Consider the following 18,712-nt stretch of genomic DNA (forward strand, 5'->3'; position numbering starts at 1 on the left):
GCTGTCAAAAAACCTGTAACTGATCCTCAGCATAGGAAATTGCTGCTGCAACGCGCTGAGCTCACTGTCGCTCAGGCACGGTCGTGACGAGGTGTCGCCAAGCGCCAGGATGATGTCGGCGCACACCCCCGCCTGCAGGGCGAGTTCGGCAGCGCGCGCCAGGCTGGTCGCTGCCCTGGCGATCGCATCATGGTCGAGGTGATAAATGATTGACTGTACCTGAACGCAGCGTGCCTGCGTTTGTACATGGCTGGCAGGGATATCTGTCATGGTGTTTCGGCGCGCCTGTTTGCTCAGATGAATCCAGAGGCTTGCAAATAGCGGCCGACCCGTTCCGCCCCCTCTTCGAAGCTGACAGTTGCCCTCACACCTGTCACTTCATACATCGCGTTTGTCGCAGCGACGGCGGAACGTACATCCCCATCCCGAAACGCCCCGCAGACGACAGGTGGCGGAGCGTTGTGCAATCTGGCGATGATCCTGGCCGCCTCATGTATAGTGGTCGCCTCGCCTGAGCCGACGTCGAATTTGTGATTGTCACGTCCGGGCTCTTGTAATAGTCTGGATAAAACGCGCGCGACATCCTCAATATGAATGAAATCACGGGTAATATTGCCGTCTTCATACAATGGGATAGATTGGCCTGACCGGGCAATCCGGTGAAATATATTGATAATGCCTGTATACGGATTATGAGGAGACTGCCCTTCACCGTATACATTTTGCAGGCGCAGGATGCTGAGTGGAATTGTGTAGGCGGCGCACCAGCCCTGAAGAATATGCTCCTGCGCCAGCTTCGTCGCGCCATAGATGCTTACGGGATTGGGGGCGACGGTCCCTGCATCATGGGGCGCCGCCGTCGCGGGCAATCCATCGCGCCCTCTTGGCTCCCATTGGCCGCAACTGAGCGCATAATGGCTGCGCAAAGGTGGATAAAACAGTTCGCCGGAAGCGCTGCGCCACGCACCCTCGCCATAGACGGCGCGGCTGGACGTCAGGATGATCCGTTCCGGAAAGCAGCCGACGAGACGCACCGCGTCCAGCATGCGCGCCGTACCCAGCACGTTCGTGGCCGCATGGCGGCTGGCCTCTGTCAGTGACTGGGCCGTTCCTGTTTCCGCAGCCATGTGAATGATTTGTCTTGGACGCCACCGAGCGAGCAGGCTGTGCCAGAACGCGGCGTCGGCAATGTCGCCCTTTTCAAGGATGACACGCTTGTCAAGCCACGCGGGTCGTGCGCCTGAGTGGTGGACCTGGCCAAGCATGATATCTGCCGCAACAACGGTAAGGCCCATCTCACAGATTTTGGTGCTCAGCGCCGAACCGATGAAGCCGGCGCCGCCAGTCGACAACACGCAATCCAGCATGTTCGCCTCATATAGTATATAAAGGAATATTATATTTAGAATATATGCATATCATGGCAAAAAGCAGATGTGATGAGAAAATGTAAATGATACAATTTGGCCTGAAATGAAATTCGGCGCAAAATTGGCGGGTGCTCCCGCGATTGGCGTTGAATACATGGTGGGACGACAAATTCAGTCCCGCTTGGGGCATATGGCATCCGGCCGCTAATAACGCTGGCCCAAGCACGTGCTGTCGCACAAGCAAACGGGAAACGGTGATACGCGTCGCCTCTTTATGAGCGGGATGTCAGGCTCGGTTTAGGCTTGCGTTTCAACCTGGCATGCGAGGGTGATGACCTCGTGCAATTGGCGTCGGCGAGACGGCGCGATGCACTGTGCAACGGGGTCGGTGGCTTATGGCGGGGCAAGATACCCCCGTGAAGACCTCACGCGCATCTTTTTCAAGCGAGGCCACTCATTCCCCTTCATCCAGCAACCGCTCCAGCGCCGCCAGTTCGTCAGCCTCGGCGGGTGGCTTGTCCCAGCGGATGCGGTGGATGCGGGGGAAGCGCATGGCGAGGCCGGATTTGTGGCGCGGAGAGCGGCGCAGGCCTTCGAAGGCGATCTCCAGCACCAGGCCGCGGTCTGGTTCGTGCGCCACTTCGCGCACGGGTCCGAAGCGGTTGATGGTGCTGTTGCGGACGAAGCGGTCGAGTTGCGCCAGTTCCTCATCGGTGAAACCGAAATAGGCCTTGCCCACCGGGGTCAGCCGGCGCCCGCCATCCTCCTGCGGCTGCCAGACGCCGAAGGTGAAATCCGAGTGGAATGATGAGCGCTTGCCGTGGCCGCGCTGGGCGTACATCAGCACGGCGTCGACCAGATGCGGATCACGCTTCCATTTGAACCACGGTCCCTTGGGCCTGCCGCTGACATAGGCGCTGTCGCGGCGTTTGAGCATGCAGCCCTCGACGGCGGCTGCGTCGTCGCCCGCGCCAGCGCTGGCCGGGTCAGCGCGCGCCGCCGCCAGCGCGGCCCAATCGGCGAAATCAATGATGCGCGACAGGCTGATGCGCGGATGCGCCAGCTGCGCCGCCAATTGCTCAAGCCGGGCGCGGCGGCTGCTCCACGGCAGGGGGGTGAGGTCCTCGCCATCGAGCGACAACACATCCCAGGCCCTTATGTGCGCCGGGTAGTCACGCTGCAGTTTTGGCGTGGCCTGCTTACGGTTCAGGCGCTGCTGCAAGGTGTTGAAGCTCTGCACGGCGCCGTCGCGCAGCACCAGCAGCTCGCCGTCAATGGCGCCGTCGAAGCGCGCCGCGCCGGTCAGTTCGCCGATCAGGTCCGGGAAGGTCGCCGAAATATCCTCGCCGCTGCGCGACCACAGCCGCGCCACCGGCTGGCCGTCGCTATCCGTGCCGACGGAGGCCTGCACCCTGATGCCGTCCCACTTCCATTCCGCTACGTAATCGTTGGCATTCAGCCCTTGCAGTTCGTCCCAGTCGATCGGCTGCGACAGCATGGGTGAACGGAAGGGCGTCAGCGACTGGGCGGCAGGGCGTGGGCCACGGCCCTCAAGCCAGGCAAACAGGCTGGCGTAAGGCGGCTCGAGGCCATGCCACACCGCTTCAATCTCGTCGATGTCGCGGCCGCCAAACTGGGCCAGCGCCGTGCGGGCGAGGCGGCCAGAAATGCCGATACGGAAACTGCCCGTCACCAGCTTGAGCAGCGCCCAGCGCCCGGTTTCATCCAGCGCGTCGAGCCAGCCTGCCAGCAGCGGCGCCATCTCTGGCCTGAGCGCCCCGGCCATGGTCTCCACCACGGCCGACAGCGACAGATCGTTGCGTCGCGCGGACTCCGGCGCCTCCGTAGCGCCGTCATGGCCGGCAGGCTCTGCGGCGGGCCAGAGCAAGGCGACTGTCTCAGACAGATCGCCAACATAATCATAGGAAATCGCGAACAGGGTGGGGTCAGTGCGCCCGGCGATCAGCTGGCGGATCAGCGCTGGCTTGGCGTTGGGGAAGGTCAGGCCGCCGGTGAGGGCGGCGAGGGCGTAGCCGCGATCCGGATCAGGGGTTGAGGCGAAATAGTCCTGCAGGATGCGCAGGCGCGCGTTGCGGCTGCTCTCATAGGCCAGCTGATCGACCAAAGCGGCGAAGCGCTTCATGCCAAATCCCCCGGCGTCGCTCCGGATCGGGCCTGCGGCGGCGGCTGGCTCAGGTCGTCGCCATCGTCCGCCTCTTCATCGCCATAACCGAGCATGTTCAGGGGGCGCGCATCCAGCCCCTGGGCGCCGCACCAATAGACCAGCGCGTCTTCCTGGCCATGGGTGACAAGAATTTCACCGGCGCCGGTCTCGCGAATGGTCCGGCACAGGTCCGGCCAGTCGGCGTGGTCGGAGATCACCAGCGGCAATTCCACGCCGCGCTGGCGGGCCCGCGCCCGGGTGCGCATCCAGCCGGAGGCGAGGCAGTGCACCGGATCGGCGAAGCGCCTGCTCCAGCGATCCTGCAAGCTGCCCGGCGGGCACAGCACGATGGCGCCGGGCAGGTCGACGCCCTGGCGGCGGCCCTCACGCGGCGGCACAGGCGGCAGATCGCCAAGGGCGACGCCGAACCGCCGGTATACGTCGGTGACGCGCTGCATGGCGCCATGCAGATAGATTGGCGCGTCGTAGCCGGCGGCGCGCAGCAAAGCGATCAACCTTTGGGCCTTGCCCAGCGAATAGGCCCCGACCAGATGGGTGCGTTCGGGAAACATGCGCAGCGAAGCCAGCAGGCGACCGATCTCATCCAGCGCCGGCGGGTGACGGAAGATCGGCAGGCCAAAGGTCGCCTCGGTGATGAACACGTCGCAGGGCATGACCTCAAACGGCAGACAGGTCGGATCAGCCTCGCGCTTGTAATCGCCCGAGGCCACAAGCCGCGTGCGGGCGCCGCGTCGGTTGCGGGCTTCAATCAGGATCTGCGCCGAGCCCAGCACATGGCCGGCGGGCACGAAGCTGACTGTAGCGTCGCCGATGGTCAGGGGTTGGCGCAGCGTGACGCTCTGCTGGGCGCCGGCGAAATCAGCGCCATAGCGCGCCGCCATGATGGCGAGGGTCTCAGCCGTCGCCAGCACCTGACCATGGCCGGGCCGGGCGTGATCCGCGTGGGCATGGGTGATGAGCGCGCGCGGAACCGGCCGCAAAGGGTCGATATGGAAGTCGCCCGCAGGGCAATACAGCCCCTGGGGCGTCAGCGACAGTAGCGACTCCGCCGTGGGGCTAACCGTGATCGCCGCAGGCTCCATGCTGCCTCCCTGGCTGTTTCAGTCGCCTTGAGCGAACTAAGCGACGCCTGCGGCATGATTGCTGGTCGAAGCGCCGGCGGCAACGGCGTGCGGATGAACAGGATGAGACCTGCCTTAGCTAACGCGGCGCCGCCTGTCGGGTTCCGCGCGCCGCGCCGCCTGGCTGCTGTGACGGACAAGCCGCACAGGCTGGGCGGTGACCGGGCGACGTCATCAACGCCATGGCGCGCGGCGGCGCACAGAAAAAAAGCCCGCCAGCATCGCTGCTGGCGGGTCGGATCGTGTAATGGCCGGTCGTGTCATGGCCGGCGCAAGCGGTCGGTCACAAGGCGGCCATGGGCTGAACAATCAGCCCTGGCGCAGAGGACGGCTTACTTGCCGGTCCACACCGGAGCGCGCTTTTCGGCGAACGCGATGGCGCCTTCGCGGGCGTCGTTCGACTTGAACACCGGCTCGATGTAGGCCTTCTGCTTCTCCCACATCTCGGACGCCGACCACTCCTGCTGGTCGTTGATGATCTGGCGCGACACGGCGACGGCGAGCGGGCCATTGGCGGCGATGATGCGCGCCAGCTTCAGGGCTTCTTCCAGCGCCGTGCCGTTCGGCACCACGCGGTTGATCAGGCCATAGGCTTCGAGCTTGGCGGCCGGAACCATGTCGCCGGTCAGGGCCAGCTCCATGGCGATGCGATAGGGGATCTGGCGCGGCAGGCGCATCAGGCCGCCAGCAGCGGCGACGAGGCCGCGCTTCACTTCCGGCACGCCGAACTTCGAGCCCTCGGTGGCGACGATCAGGTCGCAGGACAGCGCCAGCTCGCAACCGCCAGCCAAAGCGTAGCCTTCGACAGCGGCGATCAGCGGCTTCTTCGGCGGCGCTTCGGTCAGGCCGGCGAAACCGCGACCTTCGATCGACACCACTTCGCCCTTGACGAAGGCTTTCAGGTCCATGCCAGCGCAGAACGAGCCGCCAGCGCCGGTGATCACGGCCAGACGGATGTCGTCGCGGCTGTTGATCTCGTCCACGGCGGCGGCGACGCCACGGGCCACATCGCCATTCACGGCGTTCTTCGCCTCAGGGCGGTTCAGCGTGATGATGGCGACGCCATCTTCGACCTTGAATTCAACAGCGCTCATCAAACGTCCTCCAGAAACGATCCGCCGGTTGCAGCGGAGCAATGTCGCGGCGTGTCCAGGATGCGTGCGGCGATTCCCGGCAGACCTGCAAAGGGGTTGATGCACCCCTATCAGATTGCCGGGGCGCCTTTCCAGTGGGCGCGCTGCGAATGTCGGCGTCTTTCACGCGGTCTGCGGCGCCGGCGCCGGGGCCAGCCGCAACACCAGCGCGCCAAGGATGGCCGCCAACACCGAGCCGCAGATGATGCCGAGCTTCACCTCGCTCTGCAGCGCCGGATTGTCGGCGAAGGCCAGCAGGCCGATGAACAGGCTCATGGTGAAGCCGATGCCGCACAGCAGCGACACGCCCAGCACATGCACCCAGCGCGAATTGGCTGGCATCTCGACGAGGCCGCTTTTGACCACCAGGAAGGTGGCGCCGAACACGCCGACCAGCTTGCCCAGCAGCAGGCCGCCGGCGACGCCGAGGGTCAGCGGATCAATAAGATTGCCGAGGGTCATGCCGCTGAGCGACACGCCGGCATTGGCGAAGCCGAAGATCGGGATGATGATGAACGGCGTGACGTCGCGCAACGCATGCTCCAGCCGGTGCAGCGGCGAGGCGTGCAGGTCGCCGGCGAGGCCAGGCGACCGGCGCAACGGGATGGTGAGCGCCAGCAACACGCCGGCGATGGTGGCGTGGACGCCAGATTTCAGCACGAAGAACCACAGCAGCGCGCCGAGCAGCAGATAAGGCCCAAGGTGCAGCACGCCGCGCCGGTTGAGCGCAATCAGCGCCGCCAGCACCACCGCCGCGCCGCCCAGCGCCGGCAGCGACAGATTGGCGGTGTAGAACAGGGCGATGATGATGACTGCCCCGAGGTCATCGATAATGGCGAGGGCGGTGAGAAACACCTTGAGCGCCGCCGGCACGCGATTGCCGAGCAGCGACAGCACGCCGAGGGCGAAGGCGATGTCGGTGGCGGTGGGGATGGCCCAGCCGCGCATGGTCTGCGCATCGCCATGGTTGAACCAGACGAACACCAGCGCAGGCGCGATCATGCCGCCGAGGGCGGCGACGCCGGGCAGAATGCGGCGCGGCCAGCTGGCCAGCTGGCCATCAAGCATCTCGCGCTTGATCTCAAGGCCGACGAACAGGAAGAACACCGCCATCAGCGCGTCATTGATCCAGTGCGCGACGCTGAGCGGGCCGAGATAGGCGGAGAGGGCGGCGAAATAGCTGGGCGCCAGCGGCGAATTGGCGACGACCAGCGCCGCCGCCGCCGCGAACATCAGAACAAGACCGCCAGAGGCGCTGTTATCGAGAAACGCCCGGAACATCGAAAACGGGCGCCGTACAGGCCTCATGGTCATGTTCACCTCAAAGGTCTATTTGCTTCAGATGCGCTGGCGGCGACCAACCGCAGGCCATTTGGGCCAGCATTCACGGCGATGCTGGAGCCATGACCGAGACGGCAAGGCTGCGGTTTGCGATCCCGGTTCCCTCGGGCCGTCGGCGCAGTCAGGGCGGCGCCTTATCCACCGGATGCAGCGCCCGGTTTGTCGCGCACGGCACAATCTGGGCGGCGGCGCAGGTCACGCTAGCAACAGAGCGTAATGGCCATCAGCCAGAACGCGCTCTGGGGCTGGTATGCCAGCCGGTTGTATGGCCTGTCCAGAATAACCGGATGGGGAGGTCAGGTGCCGCAGAAGGTGAGGTGCAGGCCCTCGCCAGGCGTCCGCCATGCCACGTCGCCGGTGAATGGCTCATAGGGATTGGCCAGCGTCTCAAGCGCCGCCTCAAACGGCGCCATGTCGCCAGCGACCGCCGCCGCCAGCACCGATTCCACCATATGGTTGCGCGGAATGACGGCGGGATTGGCGGCGCGCATCATGGCGTTGGACTGCGCGCGATCCATGGCGTTGCGCTCCCGCCGCGCGTCCCAGCCCTGCCTCCACGCCACAAAGGCCGGATCGGCGAATGCCTCAGGCACAGGCGCAGTTTCATCGCACAGGGCGCGGAAGCTGTTGGTGTAATCAGCCCTGGCGGCGCGCATCCAGTTGAGCAGATCGGCGACCAGCGCCATGTCGTCGGCCTCGTCGCCGTCGAGGCCGAGCTTGCGCCACATCATGTCGCGCCAGCGTGTCTGGTAGAGCGCGCCATAAGCGTTGAGCAATTCACCGGCCTGCCGGATCGCCACATCCTTGTCGGCGTTGATCAGCGGCAGCAGCGCCTCGGCGAGCCGGGCGAGGTTCCACTGCACGATTGCTGGCTGCTGGCCGAAGGCATAGCGGCCGCCCTGGTCGATCGAGCTGAACACCACCGCCGGGTCGAAGGCGTCGATAAAGGCGCAGGGGCCGTAGTCGATGGTTTCGCCGGAGATGGTCATATTGTCGGTGTTCATGACGCCATGGACGAAACCGATGCGCAGCCAGTTAAGCACGAGATCGACATGGCGCTCCATCACCTTGCGCAGGAAGGCCAGCGCCGCCCCTGGCGTGCCGGCGAGGTCAAAATCATGGCGGGCGATGGCGTAGCCAAGCAACTCCCCGAGCAATTCATCGCGCCCGAGCGCCGACGCATACTGGAACGTGCCGAAGCGCAGATGGCTCGCGGCGACGCGGGTCAGCACCGCGCCTTGCAGCGCCGTCTCGCGGTAGACGGTGTCGCCGGTGGCGACGACGGCGAGGCTGCGCGTGGTGGGAACGCCGAGGGCATGCATCGCCTCAGACATCAGATATTCCCGCAGCATCGGAGCAATCGCCGCCAGGCCATCGCCATTGCGGGAAAAGGCGGTGGGGCCTGAGCCCTTGAACTGCAGGTCGAAGCGCTCGCCATCGGGGGTGATCTGCTCGCCGATCAGCAACGCCCGGCCATCGCCCAGCATGGTGAAATTGCCGAACTGGTGACCGGCGTAAGCCTGGGCGATCAAAGCGGCGCCATGCGGCAGACCTGTGCCGGCGAACAGCGGGGCGAGGGATTGGGCATCAATTGCCGTGGCGTCGTCCGCGCACAGGCCGAGTCGCCTGGCCAGCGGCTGATTGAAGACCAGCATATGCGGCGCGCTGGCCTGACGCGGCGTCGCAGGGGCCCAGAAGGCTTCCGGCAGGCGGGCATAGGAATTGTCGAGCCGAAAGGTCAGGGCGGCGTTGGCGTCAGTCATCATGGCCTCCGGGCGGCGCGGCGGATGGTTGCGCGCCTGTCATGACCGGCCTGCGCCCGCCTGGCAAGCGGGCGCGGCCCGCACGCTCCGCCCCCAGTAAGGGCAACCGCTGGCGGCCCCTGCGGTTCCCCATTGTCCAGACCCCCGGCCGGGCAGGGATCATGCCTGCGATGGCCTAAGCGCCCTATTCGCCGAATGTGCCATGGCGTCCGGCGCCTTGTTCAAAGCGCGCCGCGCCGGCGCGGCCTTCCATGGCGACGATCGGGGCGCCGTCGCGGCCTTCTTGGCGCAGGGCGGCGTCGAGCGGCAGGTCCCACTGGCTATAGGCTGAGGCGCGGTCGGCCAGCATGCAGGCCTGGGGGAAGGCGGCGATTTGTAACGCCAGGGCTTCGGCCGCCGCCCGCGCCTCGCCATCGGCGACGACACGATTGGCGAGGCCCATGGCCAGCGCCTCTTCGGCGCCAACCGGCCGGCCGGTGAGGATCATGTCGAGGGCGCGGCCCATGCCGACAATGCGCGGCAGCCGCACCGTGCCGCCATCGATTAGCGGCACGCCCCAGCGCCGGCAGAACACCCCAAAGGTGGCGCTGGCCTCAACCACACGCATATCGGCGAGCAGCGCCAGCTCAAGCCCGCCGGCCACGGCATAGCCGGAGACGGCGGCGATCAGCGGCTTCGACAGCGCCATGCGTGATGGCCCCATCGGGCCATCGCCGCCGCCTTCCGGATCGAGCACATGGCGGCGCGCCGGATCATTGACGGAGGTGAGATCGGCGCCGGCGCAGAACACGCCATGGGCGCCCCACAGCACCGCCACGCGCAGGCTTGCATCCGCCTCAAACTGCTGGAAGGCGGCGCGCAACGCCGCCGCCATCGGCCCATCCACCGCGTTGCGCCGCTCGGGGCGGTCCATGATGATGGTGGCCACCGGGCCATTGCGCTCCAGCCTGACCACTTCGGCGGGGGTATTGTTCATCTGCGTCGTCTCCCTTGTCTGACTGGCGCGGCCTGGCGTCGTTGTCTGGCGTAAGCTTTGCGCGCCGGACGCCGGCATTGCTGCGCTGGCGCTTGTTGCGGACAAGTCTAGAGTGGAATGTCAGCGGGAGAAATCAGCCAATCCATCAGATTGGCTCCCGGTGAGGCCGCTAGCGCGGCCCTAGACAGGTCCTTTCCGGGCGTACCGGCCAGGCGCCGCTGATTAGATGTGGTTTGCGTCAGCGCTTACGCTTCCCGTCATTCTCTCGCCGCCGCCGCCAGGTCATGATAGGCGCGAGAAGGGCCAAGGGCCGCGACCATCGCCAGCGCCGGACATCGCAGCATGTCCGCCGGGCGATCAACGCCGCCACACAGGGAGAATGCCTCATGTTCATGTGCACGGGTTTCGCCGCCGGCGATCCACAGACGCCGCTGGCGCCATTCTCATTCGAGCGGCGCGATCCCGGTCCCCAGGATGTGCTGATCGAGATCAGCCATTGCGGCGTCTGCCACTCCGACCTGCACACGGTGCGCAATGAATGGGGCGGCACGCTGTATCCGTGCGTGCCTGGCCATGAGATCGTCGGCAAGGTCACGGCGGTCGGCGCTGAGGTGACGAAGTTCAGGGTTGGCGATACGGCGGCGGTCGGTTGCCTCGTCGATTCCTGCCGCACCTGCGACAATTGCCAGGATGGACTGGAGCAATATTGCGCCCGGGGCGGCACAGGCACTTATAACGGCAAGGACCGGGTCAGCGGCGGCCACACCTTCGGCGGCTATTCCAGCCATATCGTGGTGACGCAGGATTTCGTGCTGCGGGTGCCGGATAATCTCGACCCCGCCGCCGCAGCGCCGTTGCTATGCGCCGGCATCACCACCTGGTCGCCGTTGCGTCACTGGCAGGCAGGGCCGGGCAAGACCGTCGGCGTCGTCGGTCTCGGCGGGCTTGGCCACATGGCGGTCAAATTCGCCCACGCTCTGGGCGCGAAAGTGGTGCTGTTCACCACCTCGCCGTCCAAGGTTGCGGATGGCAAGCGCCTGGGCGCCGATGAGGTGGTGCTGTCCACCGACCCCACAGCGGTCGCCGCGTGGCGGTCGAAGCTCGATCTGATCATCGACGCTGTGGCCGCCCCCCATGACATCAATGTCTATCTCAACATGCTGAAGCGGGATTGCACGCTGGTGCAGGTCGGCGCCCCCGACAAGCCGCTGCCGGTCAATGTCTTCAGCCTGCTGCCCAACCGGCGCAGCCTGTCTGGCTCGATCATCGGCGGCATCGCCGAGACCCAGGAGATGCTGGATTTCTGCGGCGCCAACAATATCGTCTCCGATATCGAGATCATCCCGATGCAGGAGATCGAGACCGCTTACGCCCGCATGCTGAAGAGCGACGTCAAATACCGTTTCGTCATCGACATGACGACGCTGGCTGGCGGCGCCGCGTAACGCCTTACGTTGCGTGCTTCCGCCCTTGCGCGCTGCTGGCCGGCGGCGCCATGGGCGGAACGGAAATGCCCCGGGCGCATTTCCCCTCCGGGCATATGGAGGGATCATGGGCAAATCGCAGGCCGCCGCCAGCAAGGGCAAGAAGCGCAGCAGCGCCTCCAGCAAGACTGAGGCTAGCCAGATCGCGCCGGTCGTCGCCAGCGGCATCGCCGCCCATGGCGCGGCCCAGCTGTCGTCGGTGCTGGTCGACAATTACAATCTGGAAATCCGCGACGGCGATGGCTTCATCGGCGACCGCGCCAGCGGCCGCGCCTTCCGCGCCACGCTCGATGACATCCGTAAGGTGCTGCGCCGCACCGATGATGATCCATTGGGCGACGACCCCAGCGCCAGCATCAGCAAATCCCAGCTCGACCTCGCTTTGACTCGTGGCGATGCGGCGGCGGCGGCGGTGGTGCTAGGTGCCATCGAGCGCTTCGCCGGCGAGCTCGCCCATGTCACCGGACGCTTTCTCAAAGAGCCGGCGTGGAAAAAGGTCGAGCGCATCGTGGTCGGCGGCGGCCTCAAGGATAGCCGGGTCGGCGAGATCGCCGTCGCCCGCGCCGAAATGCTGCTGAAGGCCAGCGGCGCCGATGTCGATATGGAGATCATCCGCCACCACCCCGACGAGGCCGGACTGATCGGTTGCGCCCATCTGGCCCCTGCCTGGGTCTATGAGGGCCACGACGCCATTCTGGCGGTGGATGTCGGCGGCTCGAACATTCGCTGCGGCGTGGTCGACGTTAACATCAGGCAGCGCGCCGACCTGTCGCGCGCCAAGGTCTGGAAGTTCGAGCTGTGGCGGCACCGCGAGGACAAACCAGGCCGCAATGAGGCGGTGGGGCGGCTCACCGACATGCTGGCGTCGCTGCGCAAACAGGCCGAGAAAAAAGGCCGTCGTCTCAGCCCGCTGATTGGCGTCGGCGTTCCCGGGGTGATTGAGGCCGATGGGGCCATCGCCCGGGGCGCACAAAATCTGCCTGGCGACTGGGAGAGCGCCCGCTTCAATCTGGCCGAGGCCATCCGCAAGGCCATGCCGGAGATCAGCGGCCATGAGACCATGGTGGTGATCCACAATGACGCCGTGGTGCAGGGCCTGAGCCAGACGCCGTTCATGCAGGACGTCACCCGCTGGGGCGTGCTGACCATCGGCACCGGCCTCGGCAACGCCTGCTACAGCAACCGGTCAAAGCTGGCCGACTGAGTGCTGCCGGCATAGGCCCGCATGGTCCGGCCAGCACGCGCAGCGACGCTTTCGGTGTCTCGGCGCCGCGCCTGAATGGGAGCACGGCGCCTGGCGCTTGAAGCCCAGGCGCCGGTGAGGCCTACCATCAGATCCCGATGAGCATGACAGATCGGGATTTGGCCAGGCCCGTGCTGCGACTGGGCATTCCAGGTCTCGGATGCGTCAGCAGCCTCGCAGCCTGGATAAAGCTCGCTCAGGTCCTGTCGCCCTGAAGCTTGTCCTGGGTCTTCGTGTCAAAATCCGAGGCGTCGTGGCGCTCGTGCAGCTGGTTTTCCGGCTTGCCATTGACGTTGTTGACCTTGCGGCCGCGCTGCACGGCGGGCCGGGCCAGCATCCGGTCGGCCCAGGCGTTGAGGTGGCGGTACTCGTGCACGGAGAGGAAGGTCCCGGCGTTGTAGATCAGCCCCTTGGCCAGCGCGCCATACCAGGGAAACACGGCGATGTCGGCGATGGAATAGTCGTCGCCGGCCAGCCAGGGCGTTTCGGCCAGCCGACGGTCCAGCACGTCGAGCTGGCGTTTGGCCTCCATGCTGAAGCGGTCGATGGCATATTCGATCTTCACCGGCGCATAAGCGTAGAAATGGCCGAAGCCGCCGCCGAGATAGGGCGCGCTGCCCATTTGCCAGAACAGCCAGGACAGGCACTCGGCCCGCGCCGCCGGGTCGGTGGGGACAAACGCCCCGAACTTCTCCGCCAGATACAGCAGGATGGCGCCCGACTCGAACACCCGCACAGGATTGTCGCCTGAGCGATCGAGCAGGGCCGGAATTTTGGAATTGGGGTTCACCGCAACGAAACCCGAGCCAAACTGCATGCCCTCATTGATGCGGATGAGCCAGGCGTCATATTCGGCGCCGCTATGGCCCGCCGCCAGCAACTCCTCCAGCAATATGGTGAGCTTCTGACCATTGGGGGTGCCCAGCGAGTACAGCTGCAGCGGGTGCTTGCCGATGGGCAGCTCCCTGTCATGGGTCGGACCGGCGATGGGGCGGTTGATGTTGGCGAAGGCCCCGCCATTGGCCTTGTTCCACGTCCACACCTCTGGCGGCGTATAGTTGACGGCGTCGCTCATGGCAGTCTCCCTGGCGGGCCAAGGCCCGCGCAACTGATTCAGGCGGCCACGGTGGCGCCCATCGGCGCAGGGCGCAATGGCGCGGCGGCGGCGCGCGCACGAGGTCTCGCCAGGGTTCGCAAGGGCGCGTCAGGCGCGAGCCTTTGGCAGGCAAGCGCCAAACAGGTGGCCAGGGCTCCGGGACATGAGGCGGCTGCATGTCCCATATGCGCCCGCCTGCGCGCCCTTCGGCGGAAAGCAGAAAAATCTTCCACGCCCGCCCTCCGCGCGGGCTCTCGCCGCTCATCAAACCTGCGCCAATGCGCCGTCGCGCCATTGACCGGCATCGCCGCGAAGTCCGACACTCACGACTGCAGCCGGAACACCGGCGCATGGCGCATGGCGATCTTCGCCACGCCAGACAAAATGGAGGAAACGGCATGACCAGTCATGGCATGAACCGGAAGGCGGCGGCCGTTGGGCTATCAGCTGTGATGATGGCGCTCGCCTTGAGCTGTGCTCCGGCCCTGGCCCAGAGCAAGGCGGGTGAGAAAAGCGATCTGCGCGTCGGCAATGTCAACGCCTATAGCGGGCCGGCGGCGGTCTATGCGGTGTTGGGCAAGATCCCGGCGGCATATTTCCGCAAGATGAATGATGAGGGCGGCGTCAATGGCCGCAAGATCAGCTTCATCACCTATGACGACGCTTACAGCCCGCCCAAAACGGTGGAGCAGACCCGCAAGCTGGTGGAGAGCGACCAGGTGGCGGTGATGTATGCTTCGCTCGGGGCGCCGACCAGTTCAGCCACGCTGAAATATCTCAACAGTCAGAAGATCCCACATATCTTCATCGCCTCGGGCGCGACGAAGTTTGGCGACCACGCCAACTACCCGTGGACCATGGGTTTCCAGCCCAGCTACCAGACCGAAGGCAAGGCCTTCGCCGCCAATATCCTTGCGACGAAGCCAGATGCGAAGATCGCCGTGCTGTACCAAAACGACGACTTTGGCCGTGACGTGCTCAAGGGCTTCAAGGACGGGCTCGGCGACAAGGCCAATATGATCGTCGCTGAAGCCTCCTATGAGAGCACCGACCCGACCATCGACTCGCAGATCGTCAAGTTACGCGCCTCTGGCGCCGACACTTTCATGAACATGACCACGCCGAAATTCGCCGCCCAGGCCATCCGCAAGATCGCCGAGCTGGGCTGGAAGCCGACGCATTATCTGGGCAGCAACGCCAATTCGATCGCTGCGGTGATCGGCCCGGCGGGCAAGGATAACGCCAAAGGCATCATCTCCAGCGCCTATCTCAAGGATCGCGATGATCCGACGTGGAAGGACGATCCGGCGTTCAAGGAGTGGAACGCCTTTTACGACAAATATCTGCCCGAGGCTGACCGCAAGGATGCGCTGACCGTCTATGGCTATGTGGTGGCCCAGGCCATGGAGCAGGTGCTCAAGCAGGCCGGCGATGACCTGTCGCCCGCCAATATCATGAAGCAGGCGCAGAACCTGAAGAACTTCCGTTCCGAGCTGATGCTGCCTGGCGTCAGCGTCAATACGGCGCCAGACGACCACTTCCCCATCGAGCAGTTGCAGCTGATCCGCTTCAACGGCGAGCGCTATGAGCGCTTCGGGCCGGTGATCGACAGCGCGACGAAGAAATAACCGTCTGCGACCATGGCCAGACGGCGCCGCTGGCGGCGTCTGGCGCGCCAACCAGGGGCATGATCGCCGCCGACCGGCTCATGCCCGGTTCCCCAGTCACGGCCCGCCGCGCCCGGCGGCGCCCACGCTTCCCGCGCAAGGGCAAGGTCCGCGCTGGAACGGAGCTTTGTGCATGCACCACATCCCCCCAGAGGCCCTCGAAGGCCCAACCGTCAGCGCCATCTTCACGGCGGTCGCCGCCGCCTGTCCCGACCTGCCGTTCCTCGCTGTCGGGCCGCTGGCCAGCCGCGCCTATCTGCCCGAGGGCCGCTCCTGGACCTATGGCGAAACCCGGACGATTGTTGAGGCGCTCGCGACGCGCTACCGCGCCGCTGGCTATGGCATGGGCCACCGGGTCGCCGTGTTGCTGGAGAACCGGCCCGAGCATTTTTTCCATTTTCTGGCGCTGAACAGTCTCGGCGTCTCGCTGGCGCCGGTGAACCCGGACTATCGCCCGGATGAGATGCGCTATCTGCTCGAACATGCCGAGGCGCAATTGCTGGTCGCGCTGCCCGAGCGCCTGGACCAGGCGCAGCGGGCGCTGGAGCTGTGCGCCACGCCGCCCGCGCTGGCCGACGTCAGCTCCGACGCGCCATTTCCTGCGGCGCGCACGCCGGCGGCGGCGGGCGTCCCTGGGCTGTCGACGGAAACCTGCCTGTATTACACCTCCGGCACCACCGGGCGGCCCAAGGGCTGTGTCGCCGACAACCAGTATTACGTCGGCGTCGGGCGCATGTGCCGCAACAACACCGGCATGGCGCAATATCGCATCGGCGAAGAACGCATCTACAATCCGCTGCCGCTGTTCCACATCAATGCCGGCGTGTTCAGCTTCATGGCCGGGCTGACCACCGCCGGTTGCCTGATCCTGCCAGACCGCTTCCACCCCCATAGCTGGTGGCGCGAGCTGATCGACAGCAAGGCGACCATCGCCCATTACCTCGGCGTCATCCCCGGCATGCTGATGAAGCTGGAGCCAACGCCGGAGGAGACGGCGCATGGCCTGCGCTTCATGCTCGGCGCCGGGGTGGAGCCGGAGATTCACGGCCCGTTCGAGGAACGCTTTGGCGTGCCGCTGATCGAATTGTGGGGCATGACCGAGACCGGCGGCGGCTTTGTCGCCGACAGCGAGCCGCGCATGATCCACACCCGCGCCTTCGGCCGGCCGCTGGGCCGCCCGGGCCTCGACATGGACGCGCGCGTCGTTGACGCCGACGACGTCGATGTGCCGGTGGGGCAGGAGGGGCAATTGCTGGTGCGACGTTGCGGCGACAACCCACGCCTCGGCATGTTCCGCGAATATCTCAAGAACCCGGAGGCGACGGCGGAAGCCTGGCGCGGCGGCTGGTTCCACACTGGCGATGTGGTGCGCCAGGACGATACTGGCATGCTGTATTTCGTCGACCGCAACAAGAACATCATCCGCCGCTCTGGCGAGAACATCGCCGCCGCCGAGGTGGAGGCGACGTTGCTGGCCCATCCCGATGTGGCTGAGGTGGCGGTGATCGCCGCGCCCGATGAGCTCCGCGAACAGGAGGTGTTCGCCTGCATCGTGCCACGCCATCCCGAACAGGCCGGCGAGGCGCTGGCGCAAGCGCTGTTCGCCTGGGCCAATGAGCGGCTCGCCTATTACAAGCCGCCGGGCTGGGTGCTGTTTCTGGGTGAGCTGCCCAAAACCAGCACGCAAAAGGTGCAAAAGGGCGAATTGTTCGCCGCTGGCGCCGACCCACGGGCAGCCCCTGGCGCGATTGATCTGCGGGCGCAGAAAAAGCGCGGCTGATGCCAGAACCCGATGAGCGTGACTCATGGGGTTCTGGCCAGGCCAGTATGGCGCCTGAGCATTTCAGGATGCGGATGCGTCAGCATCTTCGCATCCTGGTATGACCGTACGACGGAAAGGCTTGCATCCTGCCAGGGCCTCGTCCAGGTGTCTGGCCGAGGATGGCGGACTGAAACCGCCACAACGAAATGCGGCAGGGAGAGCATGATGAGCGGCGCACACACGGCCCAACACCACCGTCCGGCTTTGGCGCGGGCGGATTTTGGGCCGGTCACCGTGTTCTTTGGCGACAAGAACGGCAAATATCCCGACGGCAATCAGGTCATTGTCCGCGGCGCCGATGCGGTGGCGGTGTTCGATTCGCCCATCAGCGCCAATTATATTGGCGCCGCGTTCAATGACGCCGATCTGTGCATCCTTGGCCATGTGCACGAGGACCATATGGCCGGCCTGCATCTGCTGGCCGGAAAGCCGGTGCATGTGCATGAGGCGGACCTTGCCGCCATCCAGAGCTGGGATGGCCTCGCCGGGGCCTTCGGCTATGAGGGCGCGGAGCGCGAGGAGACCCGCAAGCGCTTTGAGGAAGAGTTCCACTACCAGCCGACGCCAGACGCCATCCCTTATCAGGATGGCGCCAGCTGGGATTTGGGTGGCGGCGTCACCGTGCGCGCCATTCATTTACCCGGCCACACCCCCGGCCATTGCGCGCTGCTGGTCGACCCTGTGGGCGTCGCCTTTATCGGCGACATCGATCTGAGCACCTTCGGTCCCTATTACGGCGACACCAATGGCAGCCTCAGTCAGTTCCGCCAGAGCCTCAAGGCCGTCGCCGACATTCCGGCCACCACCTGGATCACCTTCCACCACAAGGGCGTCTATACCGAGCGGGAGCGGTTCGACGCCGATCTGGCCGCCTATGCGGCGCGCCTCGACGCGCGTGAACACAAATTGCTGGCCATGCTCGCCGACGGGCCGCAGAGCATCGCCCAGATGGCCAAACGCCGGCTGCTCTATCCGGCCCATGTCACCGAGAGCTGGGTCGATGGCGTCGAAGCCCGCTCCATCGCCATGCATCTGGAAGAGATGGTCGCTGACGGGCGGGTGAAGGCGGAAGAGGCGGGACTTTATCGCTTGGCGTAATACCAAATGCCGGTGAGCATCACGCACCGGGTTCTGGTTAAGCCCGTGCGCCGTCTCGCTTCGCCAGCGTGGCGCGCCTCGCCCTATTGGGCCCGGATGTCGTTATATTCCGGATGGCGCTGCGCCACGGCGCGGACATAGCCGCAACGGGGGATCATGCGGCGGCCGCTGGAGCGCAGCATGTCGAACACGCCGAGCACCAACTGGCTGGCGAGGCCGGAGCCGCGCAGGGCCGTTGGCACCTCGGCGTGGTCGAGGCTGACGATGTCGCCGGCCTGGCGGTAACTGATGAAGGCCAGCCCCGCCGGGGTCGGCATCTCAAAGCGTCCGGCGGCGGCGTTATCGGTGATCTCGGCGGCGTCAGCCATAATGCTCTCCCTTGCCTCAACCCGGCGCGGCGCAATCCGCCGTGA

The 18,712-nt window shown here is 65.6% G+C and carries 14 protein-coding genes and 1 pseudogene; 5 read left to right on the top strand and 10 right to left on the bottom strand.

All coding sequences use genetic code 11. From position 1 onward, the window contains the following. The 8 genes and pseudogenes from AC6A67_RS12400 to AC6A67_RS12435 form a co-directional block, all read right to left on the bottom strand. Nucleotides 1-270 (bottom strand): annotated as a pseudogene (locus AC6A67_RS12400) (hypothetical protein); the annotation flags it as partial. A gap of 23 nt (nt 271-293) precedes the next feature. Beyond that, nucleotides 294-1,367, bottom strand: a complete 1,074-nt coding sequence (locus AC6A67_RS12405) for an NAD-dependent epimerase/dehydratase family protein (RefSeq protein ID WP_498036861.1) — start codon at nt 1,365-1,367, stop codon at nt 294-296. 457 nt (nt 1,368-1,824) lie between these two features. Next, nucleotides 1,825-3,513: a cisplatin damage response ATP-dependent DNA ligase gene (locus AC6A67_RS12410; RefSeq protein WP_498036862.1), complete on the bottom strand. Its 1,689-nt coding sequence runs from the start codon at nt 3,511-3,513 to the stop codon at nt 1,825-1,827. Next, entirely contained in the window at nt 3,510-4,637 is a 1,128-nt protein-coding gene (locus AC6A67_RS12415; RefSeq protein WP_498036863.1) for a ligase-associated DNA damage response exonuclease, read from the bottom strand. The genes AC6A67_RS12410 and AC6A67_RS12415 overlap by 4 nt, the downstream gene beginning before the upstream one ends. Nucleotides 4,638-5,008: 371 nt before the next feature. Next, nucleotides 5,009-5,770, bottom strand: coding sequence for a crotonase/enoyl-CoA hydratase family protein (locus AC6A67_RS12420; RefSeq protein ID WP_498036864.1), 762 nt, complete (start codon nt 5,768-5,770; stop codon nt 5,009-5,011). A gap of 162 nt (nt 5,771-5,932) precedes the next feature. Beyond that, entirely contained in the window at nt 5,933-7,123 is a 1,191-nt protein-coding gene (gene nhaA, locus AC6A67_RS12425; protein ID WP_498036865.1) for a Na+/H+ antiporter NhaA, read from the bottom strand. A 323-nt stretch (nt 7,124-7,446) separates the two neighbouring features. Beyond that, nucleotides 7,447-8,913, bottom strand: a complete 1,467-nt coding sequence (locus AC6A67_RS12430; protein ID WP_498036866.1) for a protein adenylyltransferase SelO — start codon at nt 8,911-8,913, stop codon at nt 7,447-7,449. 184 nt (nt 8,914-9,097) lie between these two features. Further along, on the bottom strand, nt 9,098-9,889 hold the full coding sequence (locus AC6A67_RS12435; RefSeq protein ID WP_498036867.1) for a crotonase/enoyl-CoA hydratase family protein: 792 nt from the start codon (nt 9,887-9,889) through the stop codon (nt 9,098-9,100). A gap of 386 nt (nt 9,890-10,275) precedes the next feature. On the opposite strand from AC6A67_RS12435, the gene AC6A67_RS12440 reads away from it, so the two are divergent. After that, the gene (locus AC6A67_RS12440) at nt 10,276-11,334 is read left to right on the top strand and encodes an NAD(P)-dependent alcohol dehydrogenase (RefSeq protein WP_498036868.1); all 1,059 of its coding nucleotides are present in this window, start codon (nt 10,276-10,278) and stop codon (nt 11,332-11,334) included. A gap of 106 nt (nt 11,335-11,440) precedes the next feature. After that, entirely contained in the window at nt 11,441-12,577 is a 1,137-nt protein-coding gene (locus AC6A67_RS12445; RefSeq protein WP_498036869.1) for an ROK family protein, read from the top strand. 235 nt (nt 12,578-12,812) lie between these two features. Here the strand turns inward: AC6A67_RS12445 and yghU are convergent, their stop codons facing one another. After that, nucleotides 12,813-13,691: a glutathione-dependent disulfide-bond oxidoreductase gene (gene yghU, locus AC6A67_RS12450; RefSeq protein WP_498036870.1), complete on the bottom strand. Its 879-nt coding sequence runs from the start codon at nt 13,689-13,691 to the stop codon at nt 12,813-12,815. 419 nt (nt 13,692-14,110) lie between these two features. Here yghU and AC6A67_RS12455 point away from each other — a divergent pair, with 419 nt between their 5' ends. The 3 genes from AC6A67_RS12455 to AC6A67_RS12465 all read left to right on the top strand — a co-directional run bounded on the left by AC6A67_RS12455 (nt 14,111) and on the right by AC6A67_RS12465 (nt 18,299). After that, nucleotides 14,111-15,340, top strand: a complete 1,230-nt coding sequence (locus AC6A67_RS12455; protein ID WP_498036871.1) for an ABC transporter substrate-binding protein — start codon at nt 14,111-14,113, stop codon at nt 15,338-15,340. Nucleotides 15,341-15,512: 172 nt separating this feature from the next. Beyond that, complete coding sequence (locus tag AC6A67_RS12460; RefSeq protein ID WP_498036872.1) at nt 15,513-17,159, top strand: AMP-binding protein; 1,647 nt, start codon at nt 15,513-15,515, stop codon at nt 17,157-17,159. A 207-nt stretch (nt 17,160-17,366) separates the two neighbouring features. Further along, a complete protein-coding gene (locus AC6A67_RS12465; protein WP_498036873.1) occupies nt 17,367-18,299 on the top strand; it encodes an MBL fold metallo-hydrolase in 933 nt (310 codons plus the stop codon). 83 nt (nt 18,300-18,382) lie between these two features. Here the strand turns inward: AC6A67_RS12465 and AC6A67_RS12470 are convergent, their stop codons facing one another. Continuing rightward, entirely contained in the window at nt 18,383-18,667 is a 285-nt protein-coding gene (locus AC6A67_RS12470) for a GNAT family N-acetyltransferase (RefSeq protein ID WP_498036874.1), read from the bottom strand. Between the last annotated feature and the right edge of the window lie 45 nt (nt 18,668-18,712).

The sequence above is a fragment of the Camelimonas sp. FR25 genome (assembly GCF_059740505.1).